Origin of the sequence: Lujinxingia sediminis, assembly GCF_004005565.1 — a bacterium.
Taxonomy (GTDB): domain Bacteria; phylum Myxococcota_A; class Bradymonadia; order Bradymonadales; family Bradymonadaceae; genus Lujinxingia; species Lujinxingia sediminis.
Window position 1 is genome coordinate 94,590 of record NZ_SADD01000007.1, and the last position, 25,116, is coordinate 119,705.

Annotated in this window: 19 protein-coding genes; 7 read left to right on the forward strand and 12 right to left on the reverse strand. The window is 64.9% G+C overall.

Going from position 1 to position 25,116, the window contains the following annotated elements; translation table 11 throughout:
- Window positions 1-6: 6 nt before the first annotated feature.
- From EA187_RS13055 to EA187_RS13090, 8 genes are all read right to left on the reverse strand, one after another.
- Complete coding sequence (locus EA187_RS13055; RefSeq protein WP_127780538.1) at window positions 7-339, reverse strand: hypothetical protein; 333 nt, start codon at window positions 337-339, stop codon at window positions 7-9.
- A gap of 23 nt (window positions 340-362) precedes the next feature.
- On the reverse strand, window positions 363-779 hold the full coding sequence (locus EA187_RS13060) for a Bor/Iss family lipoprotein (protein WP_115605400.1): 417 nt from the start codon (window positions 777-779) through the stop codon (window positions 363-365).
- Window positions 780-1,068: 289 nt separating this feature from the next.
- Entirely contained in the window at window positions 1,069-1,731 is a 663-nt protein-coding gene (locus tag EA187_RS13065) for a superoxide dismutase family protein (RefSeq protein WP_127780539.1), read from the reverse strand.
- 112 nt (window positions 1,732-1,843) lie between these two features.
- Window positions 1,844-2,788: a glutathione synthase gene (gene gshB, locus EA187_RS13070; protein ID WP_115605404.1), complete on the reverse strand. Its 945-nt coding sequence runs from the start codon at window positions 2,786-2,788 to the stop codon at window positions 1,844-1,846.
- 44 nt (window positions 2,789-2,832) lie between these two features.
- Complete coding sequence (locus tag EA187_RS13075; RefSeq protein ID WP_164856251.1) at window positions 2,833-4,239, reverse strand: DUF4340 domain-containing protein; 1,407 nt, start codon at window positions 4,237-4,239, stop codon at window positions 2,833-2,835.
- Window positions 4,240-4,251: 12 nt separating this feature from the next.
- On the reverse strand, window positions 4,252-5,979 hold the full coding sequence (locus EA187_RS13080; protein ID WP_127780541.1) for a GldG family protein: 1,728 nt from the start codon (window positions 5,977-5,979) through the stop codon (window positions 4,252-4,254).
- Between the two features lie 66 nt (window positions 5,980-6,045).
- Window positions 6,046-6,756 (reverse strand): ABC transporter permease, encoded by a 711-nt coding sequence (locus EA187_RS13085; protein ID WP_164856252.1) that lies wholly within the window; start codon window positions 6,754-6,756, stop codon window positions 6,046-6,048.
- Window positions 6,749-7,939, reverse strand: a complete 1,191-nt coding sequence (locus tag EA187_RS13090; protein ID WP_206524329.1) for an ATP-binding cassette domain-containing protein — start codon at window positions 7,937-7,939, stop codon at window positions 6,749-6,751. The genes EA187_RS13085 and EA187_RS13090 overlap by 8 nt, the downstream gene beginning before the upstream one ends.
- A 352-nt stretch (window positions 7,940-8,291) precedes the next feature.
- On the opposite strand from EA187_RS13090, the gene EA187_RS13095 reads away from it, so the two are divergent.
- From EA187_RS13095 to EA187_RS13115, 5 genes are all read left to right on the forward strand, one after another.
- The gene (locus EA187_RS13095; protein ID WP_127780543.1) at window positions 8,292-8,849 is read left to right on the forward strand and encodes a hypothetical protein; all 558 of its coding nucleotides are present in this window, start codon (window positions 8,292-8,294) and stop codon (window positions 8,847-8,849) included.
- 92 nt (window positions 8,850-8,941) lie between these two features.
- Entirely contained in the window at window positions 8,942-10,276 is a 1,335-nt protein-coding gene (locus tag EA187_RS13100) for an ABC1 kinase family protein (protein WP_127780544.1), read from the forward strand.
- A gap of 324 nt (window positions 10,277-10,600) precedes the next feature.
- Entirely contained in the window at window positions 10,601-11,935 is a 1,335-nt protein-coding gene (locus EA187_RS13105) for an MFS transporter (protein WP_127780545.1), read from the forward strand.
- On the forward strand, window positions 11,932-12,594 hold the full coding sequence (gene coaD, locus EA187_RS13110; RefSeq protein WP_127780546.1) for a pantetheine-phosphate adenylyltransferase: 663 nt from the start codon (window positions 11,932-11,934) through the stop codon (window positions 12,592-12,594). Before EA187_RS13105 ends, coaD begins: the two co-directional genes overlap by 4 nt.
- A complete protein-coding gene (locus tag EA187_RS13115) occupies window positions 12,584-13,195 on the forward strand; it encodes a TetR/AcrR family transcriptional regulator (RefSeq protein WP_127780547.1) in 612 nt (203 codons plus the stop codon). The genes coaD and EA187_RS13115 overlap by 11 nt, the downstream gene beginning before the upstream one ends.
- On the opposite strand, the gene EA187_RS13120 is transcribed toward EA187_RS13115, so the two are convergent.
- Window positions 13,183-13,947 (reverse strand): MBL fold metallo-hydrolase, encoded by a 765-nt coding sequence (locus tag EA187_RS13120; protein ID WP_127780548.1) that lies wholly within the window; start codon window positions 13,945-13,947, stop codon window positions 13,183-13,185. The two genes, EA187_RS13115 and EA187_RS13120, sit on opposite strands and share 13 nt — an antisense overlap.
- Window positions 13,948-14,167: 220 nt before the next feature.
- Window positions 14,168-15,097 (reverse strand): hypothetical protein, encoded by a 930-nt coding sequence (locus EA187_RS13125; RefSeq protein WP_127780549.1) that lies wholly within the window; start codon window positions 15,095-15,097, stop codon window positions 14,168-14,170.
- Window positions 15,098-15,297: 200 nt separating this feature from the next.
- Here EA187_RS13125 and EA187_RS13130 point away from each other — a divergent pair, with 200 nt between their 5' ends.
- Complete coding sequence (locus tag EA187_RS13130; protein WP_115605427.1) at window positions 15,298-16,107, forward strand: AAA family ATPase; 810 nt, start codon at window positions 15,298-15,300, stop codon at window positions 16,105-16,107.
- Between the two features lie 62 nt (window positions 16,108-16,169).
- Complete coding sequence (locus EA187_RS13135; RefSeq protein ID WP_127780550.1) at window positions 16,170-17,348, forward strand: vWA domain-containing protein; 1,179 nt, start codon at window positions 16,170-16,172, stop codon at window positions 17,346-17,348.
- 34 nt (window positions 17,349-17,382) lie between these two features.
- Here the strand turns inward: EA187_RS13135 and EA187_RS13140 are convergent, their stop codons facing one another.
- Both EA187_RS13140 and EA187_RS13145 read right to left on the reverse strand, forming a co-directional pair.
- Entirely contained in the window at window positions 17,383-21,249 is a 3,867-nt protein-coding gene (locus EA187_RS13140; RefSeq protein WP_127780551.1) for a DUF3858 domain-containing protein, read from the reverse strand.
- Window positions 21,246-24,965 (reverse strand): transglutaminase family protein, encoded by a 3,720-nt coding sequence (locus EA187_RS13145; protein ID WP_127780552.1) that lies wholly within the window; start codon window positions 24,963-24,965, stop codon window positions 21,246-21,248. The genes EA187_RS13140 and EA187_RS13145 overlap by 4 nt, the downstream gene beginning before the upstream one ends.
- Between the last annotated feature and the right edge of the window lie 151 nt (window positions 24,966-25,116).

Sequence of the window (25,116 nt, forward strand, 5' to 3'; positions counted from 1 at the left end):
CGTTGCTCAGTTCTTCAACGCCGCCAGCGTATCGGCCGAGTCAGCGCCGGCATCCGCCGCCACCGTGTTGCAGTAGACGCGGGTCTGGGAGAACGTTGCCAGCCTGATGTCAAAAAGCATCCGGCTCTCCAACACGCCCGCCCCGTTAGGGCAGGTCGCCTCCAGGTTCACCGGACTGTTTACGGGAAAAAGCCCCAGGATGTGAATACGAAGCTCTTCCGCATCCGGCGTCACCTTCGACGGATTGTAATCCGGCGAGGTCACGATGCGATTGTGGTAACACCCCATAGCGGGGAGGGCGAGTGCAGCGACAAGCGCAAGCATAACAAAACGTGCCATGATACTACCTCCTCGATGGTGGGTTAGATGAAGTCCGACTTGAACTCGCTCTGCACGACTTCGCCGGTGTCCCCATCGACGACCTCATGTCCGACGACGGCATCGTCTTCATCGAGGTAGAAGTTGTGCGCGGTACCCGACGCGCAGGTCACCCGCACCGTATTCGGCGTGTAAATTGAGATCGTCACGCAGCTGATGCACATATTCCCAAACGTGTGCACCGTCTCCACGCTCTTCACAGGCCCGTTGCAGAGCTCGTGAGCTACCACAGGACGATCGTTTCCATCGACCAGACCGTAAATAAAGAAGGTCCGCGACTCTTCCATCATGCGACCGTCGGCCTGACGGCTGGGGTAATCAAAGGTGTTACTAATACACCCGGTGGAGCCGACGAGCAAAAGCGCCAGCATCGCCACCATCATCAGAACATGTCGGTTCATGGTGCCCTCATTTCAACGTGGACAACAGATCGAGCAGGCTCGATCCAACTTCAACATCATAAAAAGACGCCGCGTCGGTCCCTGGACCTGAAGCAAGACGCCTTCGACTCCCAAACACTGCAGACTTACAGGCCGTGTGGATAACATGCTGGTGATCAGAGTGTCAAACCATGGGTAGCTCGCCCCATGCTCCCTCCCCACATGCAAACGCGCCCCCCCTTTGCAGGGTGGGGCGCGTTTGCGTGTCACAGGCAGCATCGAGAGGCATCCCCCTCGAAGGTGCCAGCGCTTAGTCGACCAGCGTGATCACCGCGCAGCCCGCACGCGCGCCGGCGGCGCCGGTGGGCTGGCTGACCAGATCATCTTCGCCGACGTGCACGATCAGCGCCTGACCGGCCACGTTGTTCATGCCTTCGCTCAGGCTGATCATCGTGTCGACAAAGCTGAACTCCGCCACGCCTTCTTCGTTGGCGGTGATGTTGCCAAAGTCGCCGGCATGGCGAGCAGTATGCTCGCTGGCCGGCCCACCATGCTCGTGCGAGGCCGGGTTGAAGTGACCACCGGCCGAGGTGAAGTCGGGCGCCTCACACACCGTGTTCTCATGCACATGGAAGCCGTGAAGCCCCGGGGTCAAACCGCTGACCATGCCCGAGACCTGCACGCCACCACCGGCGACCTCTTTGAACATCACCTGACCGATCTCTTCGCCTTCGCCATTGATCACACGAGCGGTGGCCTCAAGCAGCTCGGCCTCATCGGCTGCAGGCGTTTCCGCCATCGCGCCATGATCGTCGCCCTCGGCGTGCTCCATCTCGCCAGCCTCCGCGCTCTCCTCGGCGGCGGTCTGCTCGCTCACGCTCTCATCTTCAGTGGGCTGCGAAGAGCTGCACGCCGCGCTCGCAAACACACCGGCGCTCAGAAGGCTCATCATCAAAAGTCGCATCGTCTTCATACTTACCTCTCCAGGTCATGGGTACTTCGATGGTTCATCATCAACGATTGCGGGCGGCCATGTAGTTAAACGCCCACAGACATAAAGCAAGTTATACGATCGCGGGCTCGCCTCACTTCGCGAGTTCGTTCTCGATCCACGCCATCACCACGCCAGGTCCGTCGATGCCGTCGAGACGGCTCATCTCCTGAATGCCGGTGGGGCTCGTGACGTTGACCTCGGTAAGACGCTCGCCAATCAGATCAAGCCCCACAAAATAGAGCCCGTCGCGCTTGAGTCGCGGTCCGACCGCCTCGCAGATCTCGCGCTCCCGCGCGCTGAGAGACGTCTTCTCCACCCGACCTCCCACATGAATGTTGCTGCGATGCTCCTGTTCCAGCGGCACGCGCAAAATGGCTCCCAGGGGCTCCCCGTCGAGCATGATCACGCGCTTATCGCCCTGGCGCGCCGCCGGCAAATACTCCTGCACCATCACCCGTTTCGTGCCCCCGGCGGTGGAGACCTCGATCATCGCGTTGAGGTTGCGATCCTCGGTGCCGATCACAAAGATCCCCGAGCCGCCGTGCCCATCCAGAGGTTTGAGCACTGCGCGCCCGCCCACCTCCTCGGCAAAGCTCTTAATCGCCTCGGCGTGGCTCGACACCAGAGTTTTGGGCGTATGCGCGCTGAAATGCAGCGCGTAGAGCTTCTCGTTGGCGTCGCGAAGCCCGCGCGGGCGGTTGAGCACCAGCGTGCCCCGCTCCTCGGCCAACTCCAGAAGCATCACCTCATAGAGGTACGTGTCATCAAAGGGCGGGTCTTTGCGCATCCACACCACATCGACCTCATCGAGCGAGACGTGGCGCGCCTCCCCGAAGCTCACCGCGTTGCCCGGTTCCTGGCGAAGCTCCACCGGTTGAATCGTGGCAAAAGCCTCATCGCCACGCGCCTCCAGCGACTCCGGGCGCACATAAAAGACCTCGTGGCCGCGGGCCTGAGCGCCCAGCATCAACGCAAAGGTCGTGTCCGCAAAGACGTTGACCTGGCTCAAAGGGTCCATCACATAGGCGATCTTCATAGATCCTCGTAGTTGCGCATCGGGCCCCCGCTCCGGGGGGCGCCTCAGAAGTCGGGGCGTTGCTCGCCCCTCAGTTGACCATCGCTCGGCGCTGCAAAGGCGTCGGCGTTTTGCGTAAGACGCCGCAGGGCGCTCTCGGGTAACACAAAGATCGCCGGGCTCGAAGCCAGACGCGCATACCGCCCACCACTCAGATCCTCAACCGAAGCGCCCAGATAAAGAACGTCTTCGCGATCAGCCGCGCTCACCCGCACCGAGCTTCGCTCTCCCGGGGTCAGGCCGGCCCGATACTCATCCACATCCTCCACCCAGCGCTCGGCGCGAAGCGCCCCCAGCCAGCTGGCCATCGCCGACGCCTCATCCTGGTCGACCTCCACCCCGACGGGGCGAGCCATCGTCCACACGCCCTCCTCGCCTTTGACCAGGCGCACGCGATCGTCGCCCGCGAGCTCAATGCTCGTCATCGCGTCGGAGGCAATCGGCATCACCGCCCGATCTTTCACGTCGAGCATCCGCGTCAGAAGCGCTGTCCGCGCGCTGCTGGCTACTTCAAAGACCTGCCCATCACCCGCGCGGCGAACATAGAGTTTTGCCTGGTCGCCTTCTCCCTGGCGCACCACAGCGAGCTCCACCCTCTTCGAGCCCGTCTCCAGCGTCACGGTGACCGCCGGCGCGTCGAAGTCCAGCTCCTCCAGCTGCGCGTCGCCCTCATCCACAAAGTCGCGTGCGTTAAGCCGCGAGAGCGTGTTCACAACACGACCCACGGTCGCCGCATCCAGCGCCATCTCGACCTGCGGGCTGGCCAGCATCCAACGGGTCTCACTGCTATCCGCTGCCGGCTCGATCTTCAGAAGATGGCCGTCGGCATGGGACCACTGCACCGAACGCAGCGCCTCATCGCCCAGAGAGACGATGCTGCGCGAGCGAAGATCGTCGACCGGGCGGCGCACAAGATCGCCGAGCGACGTATGGAAAAGGCGATAAACCCGCTCGTCACCCTCCGCCAGCACGAAGGTACTGTGGGTACCGTCCTTCATCATGAGCACGGTATCCCCGACCCTCAATCGCGTCGTCGGACTGCTCTTACCCGCCTCAAAGATCGCGACCTTAACGACTTCGTCATCAGATAGTCCGAAGGTGCGATCCTCGCTCATCTCAAAACGAAGATCATCGGACTTGAGCGTCTGACCAAACGCCCGCTCAACCTCATCGCCAGCCTGCCGGCTCAGCGGTGCTTCCACTGGCGAGGTCAGCCACCAGCCGCTCGCCCGCGACTCCAGCACCACGCGTTCGTCTCCGGGCCGCTCCCACTCCAGACGCCCCAGGGTCGAGGGCGCCTCCAGCACCAGCGCCGCGTCCATCTGGCTGGGCGGCGCGTCGCGCGTCACGAAAAACGCCCCCACCAGGAGCGCCAGCACGCCGGCAGCGATCCACACATGTTTCTGTACCATCATCGACCTCCCTTACTTTCCGGAGCTCATCCACTGACTCAGAGCCTCTTTGCGACGCCGACGCCGCCCCATCATGTAGATCCCAAGGAGCGCAAAGAAGCAGGGCACAATCACGATGTTGGCAAACTGAATCGAGCGCTGCTGCTCCCGGCTCACCTCCCCGATGAGCCTGGGCATCGCCTTGCCGCGAATCTCCGAGAGCGCGCTGTCCTGGACCAGCCACTCCACCGAGCTCAAAAAGAACTGCGCCCCCAGCCCGGCCAGGCGCTCATCGAAACCCGTCTCGCGTTGCGGCCCTAAGAAGTCGCCACTTCCCACCACCAGCACGCGCCCCGCCTGCGTCTCACTCACAAGATCCGACTCAGAGCGTCCCTGCGGCAGCGGGTTATCCGAATAATAACTCGGCAGCTCCCCCTGCGCGGTAGCCGCCACCACAAAAGGCCCGGGCTCCTCGCTGGCCGCGGGCTCCATAAAGGTTTCATAGCTCATATCGCCAGGCGGCGAAGGCAGCCGCGTGGAGCCGGGGGAGGTGCGCAGCACGTCATGAAACTCAAGCCCGTCTTTGCCGCGCAAGGCCTCGTCGACCACAAGACTTGAAGGCACCGGAAGCGCCATCGTCGAGAAGCCGCGCATAAAGGGCAGGCTCGTATCGATGTCGGTGATCGAAAAGCTCCCCGGGTGGCTCACCCGCGCCAGCCCCTGAGGCGTGGCCACAAGACTGAACGAGAGCGCGCGCTCCCGGTCGATCACCGTGTCGGCGCGTAGCGTGATGCCGTAATGCGAAAAAAGCTCAATGAGGTTTGATTCAAAGCGCTTCCGCATCGTGGGCAGCTGACCTGCAAACTGCGGATTCTGCTGCAGCTGCTGCATCAGCTGACGCTGCAGCGCCTCATCAACCACCGAGCTGCTCTGGAACCACCCCACGCTGCCCCCCCGCTGCAAAAACTGATCGATGGCAAAGAGCGCCTCCTCGCTCACATCCCCCTGCACATTGAGCAGCACCAGCGCATGCACATCCTCGGGCAAAAGCTCGCCACCGCTCAGGTCGTAGGTCGTGGCCTCAATGAGGCTGCCGTAAAGTTGCGAAAACACCTGCTCCAGGCTCTGCACAAAGCCCGGCTGCGCCACCGGCCCGCCCGCCCCGCTGGCAAAGGCCACGCGCCGAGGTTCGGGCCGCTGCAGGTTCAGCAGGGCCTTGGTGAACTCATACTCGAAGTTATCGAGCTCGGGCTGGCCGGTGGTCTGAAGATCGCGAATCACCTCGCTCTGATCGCCTTTGATAAAGGCCACGCCCTTATAAATGGCGCGCAGCGACATCTCCGACTCGCTCTGCTGGCCAATCGCCACCTGCTCGATCCCAAAGCCTGCGGCGGCCTCCTCACTCTCCGCGCTGTCTTCGGGCGCGATGATCTTAAAGGAGAGCTGCCCGCCGCTTGCGGCCTCATACTCCGAGAGCAGATCGGCAACATCCTGACTCAAGTTATGAAAAGGGGCCGGAAGATCCGGCGAGATAAACGCGCGCACCTCCACCGGCTCGTCGAGGTCTTCGACGGCGGCGAGGCTGGGTTCACTCAGGGTGTAGATCTGATTCTCGGTCAGATCGATCCGCCAGAAGGTCTGACTCATAAGGGCATTGGCTGCCACGGCGATCAGCACCAACAGCACGCCCATCACCACCGCGTTGGCTCCACGCACCGCACGTCGGCGCTGGCCCGGGGTATTGGATTTGGATTCACGCATCGTATCGCTCCTCACACGTCTCAAAGTCGCTTAAAAAGCAGTCCTCACCACACTCACCAGCGCTGCTCACCAGCGACGGGCGCCCACGCTCAGCGTGGCCACGCCCAGGCTCACCGCCATCAGCGAGAGGTAGTAAAAGACGTCGCGCGCATCGACGACCCCGCGGGCGATGTTCTCAAAGTGGTAGCTCGTCGAGAGGTACTCCGCTGTGTGCGCCCCGACGCCGGAGGCCTGCCCCACAAGCTGATCGATGAGGTAGAGAAAAAAGCAGATCGAAAAGGCCACGAGAATCGCCACGACCTGGTCGCGCGTAAAACTCGACGCCATCAGACCCACCGCCGCATAACTCCCGCCCAGAAGCATCAGGCCGATGTAGCCCGCGGCCACCGCGCCCCAGTCCAGATCCCCGAGCATCGAGAGGGTCAGCGGGTAGACCAGCGTCATCAAAAAGACCACGCCCAGCAGGACCACCGCCGCCAGGAACTTGCCGACCACGATCTGAAGATCGCTCACCGGCATCGTCATCAAAAGCTCCAGGGTGCCCGAGCGTTTCTCACTGGCCAGAAGCCCCATCGTGATCGCCGGCGCAAAGAACGCCAGAAAGAGCGGCGCCTGCGAGAAAAAGCCGCGCAGAGACACCACGCTAATCTCCTGAAAGAAGTTCAGCCAGAAGAGCGCCCCGGTGATGACCAGAAACAAAATCACCACAATATAGGCCACCACCGAGTTAAAATACGTTCCCAGCTCTCGCCGGGTCACCATCCAGATCTTATCCACGGGAGACCTCCTCCGACTCCGATGTTTCGTCCATGGCCGCCGCCTCGTCGACCATGCTCTCAGCACCCTCCGACGGGCTCGCGTTGAGGTTTTCGGACGAAGCCTCAACCGGCGCATCGCCTTGCTGCGCAACGACATCCTCGCCACCGGACGACATCACCGACGTGTCTGCTACCGAGACCTCGACGCGTGCGCCCTCCTCGGTCTCGCCACCGGTGTAGAGCCTGAAAATCGCTTCAAGAGTGGGCTCGGCTTCGCGCAGGCTCAAAAGCTCGCGGGCCACGCCGGGCTCTCCGGCCAGAAGCGCGCGCCGGGTGGCGGCCTTGTCGAGGGTTTTCAGCCGGTAGGTAGAGCTTCCCGGCCGGCCGCCCACCTCCGAGACCCCCTCGACGCCGGCAAGGTTTGAGAGCCAGGCGTTGAGCGCATCGCTGGCCTCCCCCTCATAGCTGACCACAAGACCCGGCTCAGCTTTCGCCACCCGCACCTCAAGCTCGTGCAGCGAGCCGTCGGCCACGATCTTCCCGCGGTTGATGATGATGATGCGATCGCAGACCGCGGTCACTTCCTGCAGGATGTGCGTGGAGAAGATGATCGTTTTCTCTTTGCCGATCGTCTTAATCACGTCGCGGATCTCGATGATCTGATTGGGATCGAGGCCGGTGGTAGGCTCGTCGAGCACGATCACATCGGGCTCATGGATGATCGCCTGCGCCAGCCCCACCCGCTGGCGGTAACCCTTGGAGAGCTCGCTGATGGTGCGCCCCATCACCTGCTCCAGGCCGGTGAGCTCAGCCACCGCGCGGATGCGCTCCTGACGGCGGGCCCTGGCAACCCCTCGCAACTCCGCGACAAAACGCAGGTAATCAAAGACGATCATCTCGTCATAAAGAGGCACATTTTCGGGAAGATACCCCACCCGCCGGCGCACCTCGGCTGAGTCCTTCTGCACATCGAAGCCGGCCACACGCGCGCTGCCGCCTGTGGCCGACATAAAGCAGGTCAGGATCTTCATCGTGGTCGTCTTTCCGGCACCGTTTGGCCCCAGAAACCCTACGATCTCCCCGGGTTTAATCGAGAAGCTGATGCCATCCAGCGCTTCAAAGTCGCCGTAGCGCTTGTGCAGGTTCTCCACCACGATACTCTCGGCGCTGGCGGCGCCGCTCGTCGAGCTCGTCTCCATCATCATCCTCAATACTTACAGGTCCATGAAACGATCGCGTTCGTCGATGTTTTTTCAGGGCGCCCGCCTTGCCCCGGACGCCGATTGGCGCGACATTTTGCCGCGCGCTGGAGGTGTGCAGGCCGCGTAATTTCGACACCGCACTTTTTTATTCCAGACGCTCATCCCTACCCTGACCCTACTACGCCGTGAGGCAAAGTTGACACCACGTCTGCTGCATGGAGAGCACCCTGAGCTGCGTTGCAAATCCTCGACGGTGCAAAAGCATCGCCTGCGTTTTGCGCCTTGCTCAGGTCACTCTCAATCTCGCATCCCAAGGCGTCAACATGGCCTCGCGACGTTATAGAGCCCGCCTATGCCGATCCCCACCCTCTTTGAACCTCGCGATCTTCGCGAAAAGCCCCGCGATGAAGCGCAGCTGCACGCACTTCTCGACGAGCTCAAGACCACCACCGCCGCGCTCCGACCGTTGCTGGCCGCCGAGCCCACCACCGAGAACACAGCCCACCTGGGCCGCGCGCTTCAGAAGTTGAGTGAGGCCCTGCGCCTTGCCGATTGCTTCGACGAGGCTCGCGCGGCCAAACGCGAAGCCATCGCCATCTGGCAAAAACTCGGACGCGCGAAGGCCGGATTTTTATGCCGGATGAAACTGGCGATGATCGACCATCAGGCCGGTGAGTTTGAACGGGCCGCCGCCGCGCTCGAAGCGCTGGAAGATGAGCTTGATCAGGGCTTTGCTATCTACACCGACTTTTTGGCCGAGGCCCGCGCGCGCTGCTACCACGCGCTGGGCCGACGCGATGCGGCGATCGCCCAGATCCAGCGCGCGCTCAAGGTGCGCATAGCGCGCGGCAACTCCCGCCACATCGAGGACACCCGCCATATCGAGGCGATCATCACCGCCGGCGGATGAAACCCGCGCGCTTACCCGTTACTGTCGCCGCATCGCCCTGTGACGACGCCCGCACCTTGCACCCACCGCACCTCCCCTGATTGAGCCGTACCATGTCTGAACATAAAGGCCCCGTCTCCCGCACCAAACGCTTCGCGCGTCTGGCCACGATGACCGCGAAAGTGGCCACAAACTACACCCGCGAGCGGGTGACCTCGGTGTTTCGCGACGAAGAGGCCACCGAGCAGGCCCGCCAGACGGCGAACCTCGCCAATGGCGAGCTCATCGCCAAAACGCTGGGCGAACTTAAAGGCGCGGTGATGAAGATCGGCCAGATGGCCTCTGCCGGCTCCGATCTTCTGCCCAGAGAGCTCTCCGAGCCTTTAAAAGCGCTGCAAAAAGATGCCCCGCCGATGCCCTACGAGGTTATCGCCGAGCAGATCGAGCGCGAGCTGGGCCAACCTCCCGAACTTCTCTTCAAGAGCTTTGAGCAGGAGCCCTTTGCCTCGGCCTCCATCGGCCAGGTGCATCGCGCGATCACCGACGACGGTCGCGACGTCGTGGTCAAAGTCCAGTACCCTGGCGTCGATGAGGCCTGCGACTCCGACTTAAAGCAGCTCAAATTTGTGCTGAAGATGAGCGGCATCAACCGCAACCACCGACGCTCCTTCGACGCCCTCTTTGAAGAGATCCGCGACCGCCTCCACGAAGAGCTCGACTACTGCAATGAGGCCGACAACGTGCGCCTCTTCGCCGAGCTTCATAAAGACGACGACTACATCGTGGTGCCCGAGGTCGTTGGCGAGCGCAGCGCTCAGCGCGTGCTCACCCTGACCTTTGAGGGCGGCGACCGCCTCGAAGAGCTCGCGACCTACCCGCAGGACGTTCGCGATCAGATTGGCGAGCGACTCTACCGGATGTCGCTCTCGCAGATCTTCCGCCACCGCGCGGTGCACGCCGACCCCAACCCGGGGAACTACGCCTTTCGACCCGACGGCACGATCGTGCTCTACGACTTCGGCTGCGTAAAACACGTCTCCGAGGAGGTCGCCCGCGACTTTGCCGACATCATCGCCGCCGGCATGAACGAAGATTACGACGCGATGGAAGACGCCATGGTGCGCATCGGCGCCCGCCAGGTCGACGGCCCCCCGGTCCCGCGAGATTTCTACGTGGCCTGGCGCGAAGACATGATGACCCCCTGCGTGAGCGAAGCGATCTACGACTTCGCCAACGCCGATCTGCACGAGCGCGCCCCAAAACGTCTGCGCGCGTCGATCAAATACATCAACAGCTTCCAACTCCCGGCGCAGATCGCGTATCTCAACCGCGTGGTCGGTGGCTATTACGACCACCTGCGCACCTTCACCCCGCGGGTGCCCTGGCGCGATCTGGTGGCCGATTATGTCTTTGAAGTCTCGTCGCTGGAGCGAAAGACAGCCTGGTGAGGCGGCCGATCCATCGATGTCAGAAACGAGGCGCTCCGGCGCCTCTTTTTTTGTGCTCGCGTAACGCTGCCTGATCGCGCGTGTCGCCCGAAAATGACGCACCCTCAACCCGACCCACGGTCGTTTATGACGCGCGTCAAAACGACCGTGGGTCAGGTTACGACACCCTAAACCTCCGCATAAACACAGGCGATCGACACCATCGACGCCTGGAAACTTACGCAACGCAACAAAACGCATGCGCAAACCCTTGACCTGGTTGGTCAACCAACTTAGCCTTCGATCATAAAATTGGTTGGCCAACCAACTCACAGCGGACCGCTCATGTTTGAACGCACCGACATCGACCACCTCCCCCGCCATCGCCGCCTCCTGCTGCTGGCGGCGCTCTACATGGCCCAGGGACTGCCCTTCGGGCTCTTCGTGCAGGCGCTTCCGGTGATCCTGCGCCAGCAGGGCGTCTCGCTGGAGGCGATCGGGCTGAGTTCTCTGCTGGCGCTGCCCTGGGCGCTGAAGTTTCTCTGGGCCCCCTGGCTGGACCGCGCCCCCGCCTTCGGGGGGCTTCGCGCCGCCGTGCCCCGACGCCTGGGCTGGCTGTGGCCCCTGCACCTGCTGGCGGCCGCGGCGCTGCTGGGGCTCTCCACCCTCGATCCCACCACCGAGCTCCGGCTGCTCCTTAGCGGGGTCTTTCTCATCAACCTCCTGAACGCCTCCCAGGACATCGTCACCGACGGCCTGGCCGTCGACCTGCTCCCCCCCTCGGAGCGGGGCCCGGGAAACGGCCTTCAGGTCGGCGCCTACCGCCTGGGCATGATCGTCGGCGGCGCGCTGGTGCTGGTGCTCATCGAGGCCGCCGGCTGGAGCACCGGGCTGCGACTCGCCACGCTCCTGTTGCTGTTGACGCTCTCACCCCTGCTCTTCGTCCGCGAGCTGCCCTCCCCGACGCGCCAGAACGCGCCAGTTCGGACATCGCCCTCCACCGAAGACACCCCGGCACACCTGGGCGTGCTGCTCGACTTCTTACGTCGCCCCGGCGCGCTGAGCGCACTTTTGGCGATTGCCCTCTACAAGCTCGGCGACGCCCTGGCCGCCGGCATGCTCAGGCCCTGGCTCGTCGACCAGGGCCTGAGCACCGGTGACCTGGGCAAACTCCTGGGAGGCTTCGGCTTTGGCGCCGGTCTGCTCGGCGCCGCGCTCGGAGCCTTTGCCGCCTACCGCCTCACCCGCCACCGCGCCCTGCTTCTGGGGGCGCTTGTGCAGGCCACAGGTGTCGCCCTCTACGTGCCCCTGGCCCGGATCGCAGCCGCCGGCACCCTGAGCCCGGGCGGGTCGCTGGCGACCGCCGTGGTCATCGACCACCTCACCGGAGGCGTGGCCACCGTCGTGCTCTTTACCTGCATGATGGACGCCTGCCGCCCCCGCCACGCCGGCGCCGATTACACCCTGATGGCCAGCGTCGTGGTGATCGCCACCGGCGCCGCACAAGCCTTTAGCGGGCTAAGCGCAGCCCACCTCGGCTACCCCTCTCATTTTGCCCTCGCCAGCCTCTGCGCGGCCCTAGGAGGCCTTGCAGCGGTCATATTGCTTCGCTCCCATCCTTTTCTAAGCACCGGGCCCGTCAACGCGCCCGAAGCCCCTCCCACACCGAGGCTCCCATGACCCGTGTCGCCCTCTACGCCGGTACCTTCGACCCGCCCACTCTGGGGCATCACTCCGTGATCACACGCGCGGCGCGCCTGGTCGATCGTCTCATCGTCGTGATCGCCATCAACCCCCTCAAAACCCCGCTCTTCTCGCTGGAGACTCGCCAGGAGATGCTTCGCGAGCTTGTGCGCGCCACGACCGCCCCACCCGACGCCTCCATACACCGCGCCAGCTCCACCATTGAGGTCACCACCACCGACGCGCTGGTCATCGACCTGGCTCGCCAGATCGACGCCGAGACCCTCTGGCTGGTGCGCGGCGCACGCACCCCCTGTGATTTTATCGAGGAGTGCCGCCTGGCCGATCTCAACCGCCAGCTCTGCCCCGGTCTGGAAACGCTTATCCTCCCCTCCCCCCCGGCCCTCTCCGAAGTCAGCTCCACCCGCGTGCGCGAACTTTTAGATCAGGTGAATCAAGGTCAGGCCCATCCACGACCTCCGACGCACCCCGGCTGCGTGATCGACCTCGCTGACACCTTGACCGACGCCCCCTCAAACGCCACCCTCAGCCTTCATCAGCTCTGCCACCCGAGCACCCTGCGCCTGATCGAGCGCCATCAGCGCCAGCGCCACGCAACCTTCAGCCCCGAGCCCCGCCCCGACCATGGCCCATAAGTCCACCGAAGAGCGCCGCGCCCAGATCACCCTCGCCATGCTGCGCGTCATGGCACGCCAGGGCTACGCCCGCGCCACAATCAACCGCATCGCCGAAGAGGCCGATCTGACCCCGGGGCTGATCCACTATCACTTCAAAGGAAAGCGGGCGATTTTGCTGGGCACCCTGGAGCTCCTTGCCACACGCCAACTTCAGGCGCTGGAGCGGAGCATCGCCGCAGCCTCCGATCCGGTCGACGCCCTCGATCGCGCGCTGAAGCTCTTCCTTGCGCGCGGTGCCTCCGAAGACCGCGAGGCCGTCGCCGCCTGGCTCGCCATCGGCGCTGAGGCCCGCCGCGAACCCGAGATCGCCGAAGCCTTCCGCGACGCGCTCACCCGCATCACGCGCCCCCTCATTGAGGTCATTGAGGCAGGCGTCGCCCGGAACCTCTTCGCCCTCACCGAGCCCCTCACCCCCTCGGGCGCCGCTGCCGCCATCGTGGCCCAGGTACAGGGCTACTTCGCGCTCGCTGGCGCCGCCCCCGAGCTCGTTCCCGAGGGAAGCGCCCAGCACGCCGCGCGTCAGATGCTCATCGGCCTGCTCACCCCTCACCCCACCTGAATCACCTCGCCCTGCCGCGCAAAACGAAGCTCCTCGATCTCCAGCCCCAACAGATCGTCGGGGTAATGCACCACCAGCATCTTCTCGCGCACCTCGGCCGGCAGCTCCATCAGCTTGTAGAGCGGCGTATGCGCCGGCCCCAGGCTCGTCTCGTGCAAGATCACATCGCAGTCTTTGAGCCAGTCGATCAACCCCTCATCGAAGGCCGTGTCGCAGGAGTACCCCAGGGTCACATCCCCGTCGCTGATGCGCAGCGCCGTAGTAGGCAGATGGTGAATCGTGAGCCGCGTCTCCACATCAAAAGGCCCCACCGCGCTCGGCGCCTCGGCCACGAGCTCGCAGAGATCAAAGTAGGTCTCGGGCCCGTAGTTCACGTACGCGCTGCCGTCCCACATCACCCCCAACGAGACCGCGAGGCGACGCTCCCAGAGATCCTTTAGGACCGCCTCGCTCGCGTGCAGCGGCAGCACACCCCCGCGCACAAAACGCCGGTAGGCCGCGACCATCTCCAGCCCGTTGACGTGGTCGCCGTGGAGATGGGTGAGGATCATCGCGCTGATCCCGTCGACATCCAGATACTCCCCATCTGCACCTTTCGGCGGCGCAAAGCGGTTCTCGGCCAGCGCACGGCGGTAGAGATCGGGGCAATCGACCGCCAACACGAAGTCGTCGCGACGCAAGAGAAAGTTGGTGCCAAAATGCCGGGTAGAGAACGCGTCGCCCACCCCGTTGATACATAGCTCAAAAGCCATCTCATCCCTCTCGGATCATCATCAAACCACCACCTCTCGGGCAGCGCCCTCACGCGCGAAACAATCGACACAGGGGCCACACAAAACCACCATAAACCCTTGAAACCATTCAACTTCCCACCAACCCAAGACAGGCCCTGCGTAAAAAAAACCGGCCTTCCGGCCGGTTTTTTTCAATCATTCTATATCGCGTTGTTCTGCCTCATCTCGCCAGACCGACTCAGCGCAGACTGATCTCAAAACGATCGGCGGTCGTGAAGAAAAAGTCCGTCTCATCGAGCCCTTCGAGCTGAACGGGCTGGTGACGCACCCGACGCACGACCATCTCCAGGGTGCCGGCCTCTTGCCAGAGGGGCGAAAGCGAGGCCTGCGGCACGCTGAAGGCGCCGTCATCGCCGGTCCGGCACTGCACGCGCAGGCGATCGGGACCGTAGCCGGCGCTGATGTCGATGTACACATCGGTCTGGGAGGGGTTGGCGGCGACATCCCATACAAGCTCCACGGGGCGCTCCCCGTCGACGCTGGCACCGGCCTGATCGCGCAGCTCCTGGCCGTTAAGCCCCACGAGCACCATGGGATCGGGCGCCTGCAGGGTGACGTCAAACGCCCCGGCCAGCGGACCTCCGGGGGCGACGAAACGGTAGATGGCGCCGGGGAAGTAGTCGAGCAACTCGGCGTCGCTCTCCCAGCTGTACTCACTGCCGTAGACCACGCCGTAGAAGGCATTGAGAAGATCGGGAAGACGCCGGGGCGGAAGGCTCGCATCAGTCACCGGGGCCTCCACCGCGATCGCCCCCACATCGAGAAGATGCAGCGAGGCGGCCTCACCGCTGATCGGCACGCGGCTCACATCGATCTGCTCGCAGCTCCCCGAGCGCAATCCACGCACCGGTCGCCACATCTCCAGGGCGTCGAGCGCCGGGCCCACGGCCACGCCGCGCGCGTCCATAAAGTGGGCCTGCACTGCCACGCCCTCGCTCTCCCAGGCGCGCGGGTAGAGGAACTCGGCGGTCAACGCCCCGTAGCGCACCTCTTCGGTGAAGTGATCTTCGACCGGAGCGCCGATCTCAGCGCCCGGCTCCTCATCGGAGCAGCCCACCAACAGAAAGAGCGCCAGCGCACTGGCGGCGATGTGTCGACTCGTTGTCATGCGCAAAAAGTCCTTTTCGTACAACGTCTCGTAGCTTCGCCAACCCTAACATGAGCCCGGCCGAGGTCAAGACCGCCGGGCTCGATGGCATATCCGCTTCGGGAGGCTGGCGCCCACCGCAAAGGCTGCGCTAAAGTTCAGACGCCATGCGCCCCGGCGCGATTCAACCCCGCTTCCCCTTCCCCTCCCCAAAGAGCCTTATGAGCACCTCCTTTGAAGGCACCCAGAGCTACATCGCCAGCCCCGAGCTTCGTCAGGTCGTCGATATCGCCTCCGCCCTGCAAAAGCCCCTGTTGATCCGCGGTGAGCCCGGCACCGGTAAAACCCTTCTGGCCTACGCCGTGGCCGAAGCCCTGGGGCTGAACCTGGTGCGCTGGCACGTCAAATCGACCACCCGCGCTCAGGACGGCCTCTACCACTACGACACCGTGCAACGCCTCAACGATTCGAGATTCGGAGAGGGCGATGTCAGCGATATTGAACACTACATTCGCCCCGGCGCGCTGGGACAGGCCTTTGAGAGCGAGGAGCGCACCGTGGTGCTCATCGACGAAATCGATAAGGCCGATGTCGAATTCCCCAACGACCTTCTCCATGAGCTCGATCAGATGCGCTTTACGATCAGCGAGACCGGCCGCGAAGTTGTAGCGCGCCATCGCCCGCTGATCATCATCACCTCCAACGCCGAGAAAGAGCTGCCCGACGCCTTTCTGCGCCGCTGTATCTTCCATTACATCGACTTCCCCAACCCGGCGCTGATGCGCTCCATTGTTGAAGTTCATCACCCCGGGCTCGATCGCCAACTGCTGGAGGCCTGCCTCAAGAAGTTTTACTGGCTGCGCGACCAACCCCAGCTGCGAAAGCGCCCCTCCACAAGCGAGCTCGTCGACTGGATCGGCGCGATGCTGCGCGCCGGACTCAGCGCCGATGTCCTCGACGATGAGATCCCCTTTCTTGGCGTGCTTTTGAAAAAAGAAGCCGACCTGACGCGTTTCACCCGGGGCCGCTGAGCGCCCGCGCCTGCCTGCTCGCCCGCCATCAGCAACGACTTCCCACTCGCCACACGATCGCGATGTTCATCGACTTCTTCTTTCTGCTGCGCCGCGCCGGGGTGCCGGTCTCCACCACCGAGTTTCTGGCCCTCTGCCAGGGACTCAACGCCGGGCTGGCCCGCGAGAGCCTCCACGGCTTCTATGTGCTGGCGCGCGCCACGCTGATCAAGCGCGCCGAGCATTTTGACCTCTACGATCAGGTCTTTGCGGCCTATTTCAACGATCGCCCCTTCCAGACCGAGCGCACCAGCAGCGAACTTCATGACGATCTGCTGGCCTGGCTCGACCAGGCCGCCGACCTCCCGGTGCCCTCCGCCGAGGAGCTGGCCCGGCTGGAGCGTATGAACCTCGACGAGCTTCGCCAGGCCTTCGAAGATCGCCTGGCCGAGCAGGACGAGCGCCACGACGGCGGCAACCGCTGGATCGGCACCGGCGGCACAAGCCCTTTTGGGCATTCTGGCCATCACCCGGCAGGCATTCGCGTGGGCGGCGCAAGCCAGAACCGCTCGGCGGTGCAGGTCGCCACCGAGCGACGGTTTCGAAACCTGCGCACCGACCTGGTGCTCGACACCCGCCAGATCAGCCTGGCGCTGCGCAAACTCCGCGACCTGGCGCGCGAGGGTCGCGCCGACGAGCTCGACCTCGACGCCACCATTGAGGCCACCGGGAAAAACGCCGGCGACATCGAACTGGTCTTTCGCCCTCCGCGTCACAATCGCCTCAAGCTGCTGCTTTTAATGGACGTCGGCGGCTCGATGACGCCGCACACCCACCTCACGAGCCTGCTCTTCTCGGCGGCCAACCGCGCGCACCACTTTCAGGCTTTTAAGGCGTTCTACTTCCACAACTGTTTCTACGAGACGCTCTACACCGACATGGAGCGCCGCCAGGGCACACCCACCGCCGAAGTTCTGGCAGCGGTCGACGATTCCTGGCGTTGCGTGGTCGTGGGCGATGCGGCCATGGCCCCCACCGAGCTCACCGCTCCCGGCGGGGCGATCGATTATTACCACTTCAACGAAGAATCAGGCTGGACCTGGCTCAATCGCCTGGCCGAGCGGGTGCCCCGCACCGCCTGGATCAACCCCGACGATCCACGCTGGTGGGGAAGCTACACCACCCGCCAGATTGGCCGTCTCTTCGAGATGTTCCCGCTCACGCTGGAAGGGCTCGATCAGGCCATTTCGACCATTCGTTGATCCTCCAGCGATCAACGAAGGGCCAGGGACTGCGTCAATAGCGCAGCACAAGCCCGGCGCTCTGCTCCACGGCACTGGCCCAGCGCCGAAACGCCTCGTAGTCCTCGGGCATCACCCGCTGGCGCGGCAGCGCCACCTCGGCCTCCACCCGTAGCTCCCCACCCTCCAGCCAGCTTCGACGCCTGTAGCTGCCGTACGCACCCTCCAGGTTGAGATCGGTCGCGCGCAACGTGGCCTCATTGAGGTTGGCCCCATCGGGCAGGCGCAGGCGAAGATCGTAGGTCTGATAGCGCTCATACCCCACGCGCATCGGCAGCGCGCGTCGGTCGCGAGAGGCGTAAACACTGGCGAGCTCTTCGCGAAAGAGCGTGGTATCGATGCGCCAGGTGGCGTCGACCTGCCGCGCAAAATCCTCGCGGCTCAGCGTGATCTTCAACCGAAGGGGAGCATCGACCTCCGAGGCATTTTGCACCTCGTACGCATCCACCCGGGCACCGCTGAAAAGCTCCTGGGCTATCGCATCGACATAACGATCGCGATCGGCCTCATCGCTCCTGGCCCGCAACGCCCCGCGCACCCGCACCGCCCTCATGCCCCCGTAGGTGTAGGTCGCCTCCGCACGCAGGGTGCCCTCCGGGTCGATCGCGCCCTCAACGGCGATGGCACGCGCCGGCAGGCGACCGTCATCCCCCTCAACGCGTACCTCTTCGTACTCGGTGCAGCTCACACAGAGCGCCGGCTGGCCCTGCACATCGCCGTCGACCGCTCCGAACATCGCATCGGGGCCGGCCGCCTCCAGCCACACCACAGCCTCACTCTCGGGGAACACGACCCGCAGAAGTGGGCGCCGGTAGCGGCCAAAGTCACCCACCGGATGGCGAGCATCGGGCTGCTCCTGGCCCCGCGCCAGATACAACTCGGCGTCGACCCCCATCCGCCGGTAGAGCGTGCGCAGCACCACCAGGGGGCTGCCTCGCCACAGTTGCACGGCGTGATTCGCGTCAGTGGTCAGCGCCAGCGGGCTGGGCTGCGCGAAGGCTTCAGACACCTGATAAAAGATCTCGCGCACCTCGACATCGGAGGCCTTCTGCCCGGCGCGTAGCGGGCGTCCCAGCCAGCGCGCGCCCTGCTCTTCAAGCGCCGGCCCCACACGATCGCTGGCCATCATCGCGTTGACCACGTAGCGGCGGTCCGACTCGATCGCCCCGCCCTCCACGCCCACGTGGTACTCCTGCACCCAGGGCAGAAACTCCTCACTCGACACACTGAGGGGCTCCGGGGTGGGACGTCGCTGGTCGGTGGCCACAAAGCGCACGCCCTTGATCCCGCCGATCTTCACCGGCTCAGGGCCAGGTGCGCCGTTGGCCGAGATAAACCCGAGATCGTCGGTGCCCAGGAGCACGTACTCGCTGTGGCGCGTGGAGATGTCCGCCATCCGAAAGAAAAAGCGCATGCCCTCGATATGGGTGCGAAACGTCCCGGGCCCGGCATGCTGCAGGTAGGCGACCTCGATCATATCGCCCGGCTCCAGCCCGGGCATGCTCAGCGTGCCCTTGCCGGCGACCTCCTCGGGCACCCGCACCGCCCCCGACGCTTTGATCGTGCGCACGAGCACCTGACGCGCCCCGCGCGGAAGCTCCACCTCGGCGTAGCGGTCGATCGCCCCGCGGGTCATCAGGCGCACGACGGTATGGGTCAACGTCCAGCTCGATCCGTCCGGGAAGTATCGGCGCGCAGCGTAATCGAGCACGTAATAAGCCTCATCAAGCGCCATGGCACCGGCCTCGGCCCCGCGCTCTGAGCCAACATCGAGGCCCTCATCGGCCGGAGCAACCGGCGCGCGGGCAAACTCCGCGCGCGCCGCGACAAGCCCGTCGGGCATCGCCTCCTGCAGGGGCAGGCTCCCGTCGATCTCGTGAATCATCCAGTCCACGCGGGCCGTCGAGCCGTAGCGCTCGCGATCCCTGGCGAGCGCCGCGCGCGCCTCCTCGTTGCGCCCCAGGCTTAAGAGCAGGTCGGCCTCAGCCAGCCACAGGCGCGTCTCCCAGGGCTGCACGCGGCGAGCGTTGGTCACGACGCTGAGCGCCCGCTCGGAGTCGTTGATGCCGCGTAGAAAACGGGCGAGTTCCACCTGGCGGGCGACCTCCAGCGGCCGGCGAGCGGCCTGACGCTCAACCCAGGCCAGGCGCTCCTCAAACGCCTCGCCGCGCGCCTGAACCCACGCGCCATAAAGCGCGGGGCAGGCCTCCCACCCCTCGGAGATCTGCGAGGGATGTGGCGCATAGGAGCGCAGCGCATAGAGATCCTGCAGGCTGGAGGCACCTTCACAGTCGGAGGGGGCCACCTCGATGACCTCGCGCCAGGCTTCCTCGGCCACCGCGCGCACGCCCTGGCCGGCCACGTAGGCAGCCCACGCCTTGAGCGGGCCGATATCGCGCAGGTTCCCCTGCGCATCGACGGCCTGATCACGTGCGGCCTCCAAGACCCGGCGGCGCTCCTCATCGCTTCCGCCGCGGCGCAACCTCTGCTCCAGGGCCACAAGCACGCTTAAGAGCTGCGGTCGGAGCGTGTGGGCGCGGCGCACCGCCATCAACGCCTGGGCCTCGCGCAGATCGCCGGGAAGATCCCACCGCGTGAGCACCTGTTCGGCCTTCAAAAGCTCGGCGGGCGCCGGTAACACGCCGTCAAAACGCGCCTCCAGCTCACGTACGATCGCCTCAAACGCCTGCGGCTGATGTGCTTCCAACGCGCTGGCGGCCGCCCACCATAGCCCGGAGACACCGGCCTGCTCCGGCATCGTCGCCACCCCGCGAAGTGGCTCCACCTCCCAGCTTCGCTGCACCTGCCCCATCACCTCGACCGGCCCCACCTCCGGCCGCTCCCGCACCGGCGGCGTCTCCACAAAACGCACACGCTCCTCCCCCCACACTGCCCCGGCAGCAGGCACCACGCGCAGATCGAGCCTGTCGCGGTAGCCCGCCTCATAGGCCAGCTTCACCAGCACCCGATGCATGCCGGGCTCAAGGCGCAGCCGACGCACGTAGCGCCCCGCCTCATAGTCCTCTTCGCGATGCTCCAGCACCTCCGTTGTGCCGACCCAGACTTTCGTGGCGGCCGAGAAGTCCCCAAAAATGGCCACCTCCTGCGCCTCTGCTCCGGAGACCTGGAGCGTTGCCTCCAGGTAATACACGCCGCTCTCCCCCAGTCCCAACCCCTGGCCCGGACGCTCCAGAGCCACGCGCCGCGTGGGCTGCCAGTTGGCCGGTGAGGGCCGAGCGATCTGGGGACTGCGGTACTGATCGCCGAGCCAGCCGCCCTCTTCCGGCGAATAGGCTTTGTCGAAATCCAGAAGCCGCCAGGGCGACATCAGCGGGCTGACGCGCCACTGAAGCGGCACCCCGGCCGCGCGGAGCGCAAAGGGCTCCATCGCATCGCCACGCTCCCAGCTCGCATACGCCACCGCCCGGGCCAAACGACTGAGTTCCAAGCGCGTGAGCAGCCCCTGCCTCTCGTAGCGCACCTGGCCCAACCAGGCCTCCAGACGCTGTGGCCCCTCGACCACCTCCTCAACCAGCTCCACCAGGCGCAGCGCCGCGTAGCGCTGCAAGGGGTGAGGCGAATGCTCGCGAAGCATCGTCGAGAAGATCGTAAACGCCCGCTCTTTATCGCCCTCCCACAGCGCGATCTCCCCGGCGCTAAGCAACGCCTCCACCCCGGCGGCGTCCTCAAGACGATCGACCTCCGCGCCAGAAAGCCACGCCTTGAGCGTCGTCTCCGATGGGGAGTCGCTCTCAAAGCTCCACTCCTGGGGGACAGGACCAGGACCACCGGCACAGCTGATGGCCAGAGCCATGATCATCGCGAGCACAAGCGCTCGTACCATCTTTTGAGCACTCTTCATCGCACACCTCCCTCACCCACCAGGCGAATCGTCTGATTGAGCGCCGTATGAAGCTCACCGACGAAGGCCCGAAACGCCTCATACTCCTCGACCGGCACCCGCTGGACCTTAACGCTGAAGTCCACCTCAACCACCAGGTCCTCGCCGGCCGTCGAGTAGCTCACGCGCAGATCTCCGAACTTCGAGCGCACCTCCACCTCCTCGGGCACCCGCTCCACCCTGCGCCCCTGACCAAGCACGTAGCGCATCTGCGTGCTCTCGGCGAAAGGCACGCGGAACATCCGATCCTGGCGCCGTGTGCCCTCGGCCGCATACGCCCCGAGCGCATCCTCCGGCGAGGCCAGCGGATAGAGATAGCCCTCACCCTCACCACGCACGACGTCGCCCAGTTCGGCCTCAAAACGCACCTTCGCCGGCGCGCCCAGAGTCTCAATGCCCTCATATTCGGCGCGCGTGAGCCTGACCCCCGGGTAACGCCTGGCGAGCTCCCTCTCGAATGCCTCATCGCGGCGTTGGGGATCTTCGAGAAGTTGGCGATAGCGCACCGCCCGCGACCCCACAGCCTCGACCTCACCGCGCAGCACCGGGCGCTCGCCACGAAGATCGATCTCCAGACGCTGCGCCAGGCGGTTCGTCTCCGGCGCATCGATCGGCATGGCAACCCAGCGGGTCTGACCGCCGTCTTCGACAATCAGCGCCTGGGCCCCCTGATCCATCGAGGTCAGCTCAAAGGCCCCGTTGTACTCGGCGGTCGCATCCAGAAAGACATCGAGGCCGGGCACATAGGTCACCGCGTGGTTAAAGACGTGCATGCTCGCCACCGACCCGTCGACCTCCCCTAAGCGGCGGGTCCGCACGAGCACCATCTCGGCCTCAACACCGGCCTCTTCGAGCATCACCTTGAGGAGCGCGGCTTTGTCTTTGCAGTCGCCGTAGCGATTTTGCATCACCGCCGAGGTTCGGTAGGGCTTCCAGCCGTGGATGCCCAGTCCCACATGCAGATAACGGGTGTTGCGGGCCACGTAGTCGTAGATCGCCTCGACCTTCTCCTCATCATTGCCCAGCCCGGAAGTCAGCCGACGGACCTCTTCGCGAATCGCATCGTCGACGACGAGCTGCTCCTCGATGAGCCCCCACCACCAGCGCCCGATGGCGTCGTAGTCGGCTTTGTTGGAGACCATGATGTAGTCGTAGATCTCGGTATAACCGGGCTGGTCATGCTCGGTGTAGACCCGAGGCACCTCGCGCAGCTCAAAACTGCGCGACTTCATGCCCTCGACCGCCTCTCCGGCCGGAGTGACGCCATCGCGAACCTCGTGGGCCAGCGCCGGCGGCCGAAAATAGAGCTCCCAGCTCTCGGGATAGAGCAGCGCGTAGCGCACCAACGCCGCCGGCCGGCCGTGCTGCACGTAGCGCACCGCCCCAAAATAGTCGCCGCGGAAGTTCTCATTGGCCACCTGATGGACCACGTAGCGATACTCCACCAGATCGCCCACCTCCACATTGCTGGCGCGCAGGTTGATCTGCTCCCGATCGTTATACGTCGTCGACTGCTTGCGGGCCTGGCCACTTCGCCACGCGTCGTAATCTTCGCTGAGCGTGCCGTCGGCCTTATGCACGCGCACGCCCAGCACCTCCACGCGCTCATCGCCCGACTGAAAGGAGACGCCCAACTGCCGCGCGCTCTGAATGCCGCGCGCGTCGATCACCCGCTCCACCTGTTGCACAAAACGGCGAGCAAGCCCGGTGGGCCCGACCTCGACGACCGCCTGATCGATGAGGATGTCGTAGTCGTGGGGGCCAGGCGGGTGCGCGTCGGCCAGGGCGCGCACATCCTCTTCGATCCAGGCATCGTAGAAGTTCGCACCGGGCGGGCGCATCAGCTCGGCGCGGGCGCGCAGCGCGCTGTCCTGAGGCCGCAGGCTCAACGCCTGCTCCATCGCCTCGACCACCCCCGCCCGGTCCTCCTGCAGAAGTCGCAACTCGGCCTTACGCTCCCACAACGACGACTCGCCAGGGTTGCGCGCGATCAACGTCTCCAGCACCTCCCCGGCCTGCTCAAGCTCACCGGACGCCTGCAACGCCCGGGCCACCTGCAGCCCCCAGGCCGACGACCAGGGGTTGGTCGTCCAGCGCTCCCGGGCGATCGTCAGCGCCTGGTCAAGCTCCCCCTCGGCCAGGGCTTCTTTCATCATGTCCCAGCGGTACGCGCCGGAGAATTGCGTCTGGCTGAGCACCCTCTCGCGCAGCTCGCGAGAGCGTCGAAGATCGCCTGTAGCCTGTTGCACATCGATCATCGCGCGTGCCCAGGCCACAACCTCCTCGCGATCGCCCTCCTGAGGCCCCTGCCAGCTCTCCAGAAGCCCTAGAGCCTGCCCATCAAGCTCACGATCTTCGTAGAGTTTAGCGAGCGTCAGGAGAGCTTTGAGCGAGCCAGGGCGCGCCTTCACGACCTCTTCAAGAAGGGTGCGCTGACGCTGCCACTCAGCCCGCGCGCTGCCTTCGCCGTAGGCCGCCGCAAGGGCCAGCGAGACGCGCTCCCACAGCGCATCGTTGGCCGGAGCAAGCTCGCGGGCGCGCTCCAGGAGGCTGACCTGCCGCCAGCGCTCCTCAAAGAGCGGGGCGGCTTCAAGCAGCACCTCGGCTTCTTGCGCCGCGCTCGACGCGCCGCCTTTTAGCTCGGCGATGACCCCGCGTGCCACATCCCGCCAGGGAGCGGCGCTGTCGGCGGGTTGCAGGCGCTGCCAGGCGGCCGCAGCCCGGATCTTTGCCAGCGGGCTCGCGCGCCGCGACGCCGTGGCTTCGCGCACGGCATAAAGTGCGCCGGCGCGCGCCTCCGGCGCGCTTGCACGCATCGGACCGAGCGCCACCCGCGGGGCCTCGGCCCGGTGCTCCACCTCGGCCAGCGGCTGCCCCCCGGCATCGAGCAGGCGAGCTGACCACGCCAGGCTCCCCTGCCCGGTGGAAGCGAGCTTGACCACCACTTCATGGTCCCCGGGGCTCAGGCGCACAGGCCAGCTCTGCACATCGAGCCCCGCGCCCCGCTCCCCATCATCGCCGCCCACCTCTCGCCCGTCGATCCACACCCGGTAGGCACCCGCCGCCCCCACCAAAAGCTCCCCGCGCAAGGCTTCATTGAGATGCACGCGGCTCGCCAGAAACACCACCGCGGAGGTCGAAGGGGTCACGAAACTCCCCAGGCTAAAGGCACAAAAATAGTCGGCCGGCGCAAGCTCGCGCCAATCCACCTCCCCGAAGCGACCTTCATAGGGACCGCTCAGCTCATGCTGTGGTCCGATCTCCTTATAAAACCCCTCCATGGAGGGGTTTTCCAGCGGCCCGACCAGCGACCAACGCGTCAGACACCCGGCCTCACTGGCCAGAAGCTCGCCTTGCTCATCCCCTTGTTCCATGCGGGCGCGAGCCAGCTCGCGTTGGACCGCAAACGCCACGACCGGCCAGCGCGACGCCGCACCTGACGCACGCTCAAGCTCGGCCTGATACACCTCGGGCACCACCATCCCCCGCGCCTCTTCGAGCCGGTTGGCGAGCCCCAACGCCTCCCCCTCAAAGCGGGCCTCTTCAAGCGCATCGACCAGGCGCGCAAGCTCCTGCGCATCGCCCGACGTCACTTCGGATTGCGCCCACGCTGTCGCGCCCCAGAGGCATACCAGCGCCCCGCTCACCACCGCCCCAACCCTCGTGCCAACTCTCATCGCCGCTCTCTCGATAGAACTTCGCAGGTCTCGCTTACATGCACCTGCCAGGCGGACCGCCTGTTTCTAAACACCTGGCGCATGCTCCTGGCCACAACCCCACACCCTCCCCCGGATCTTCCAGCCGGGTCCGCTCAGCCCTGCGAGTTCA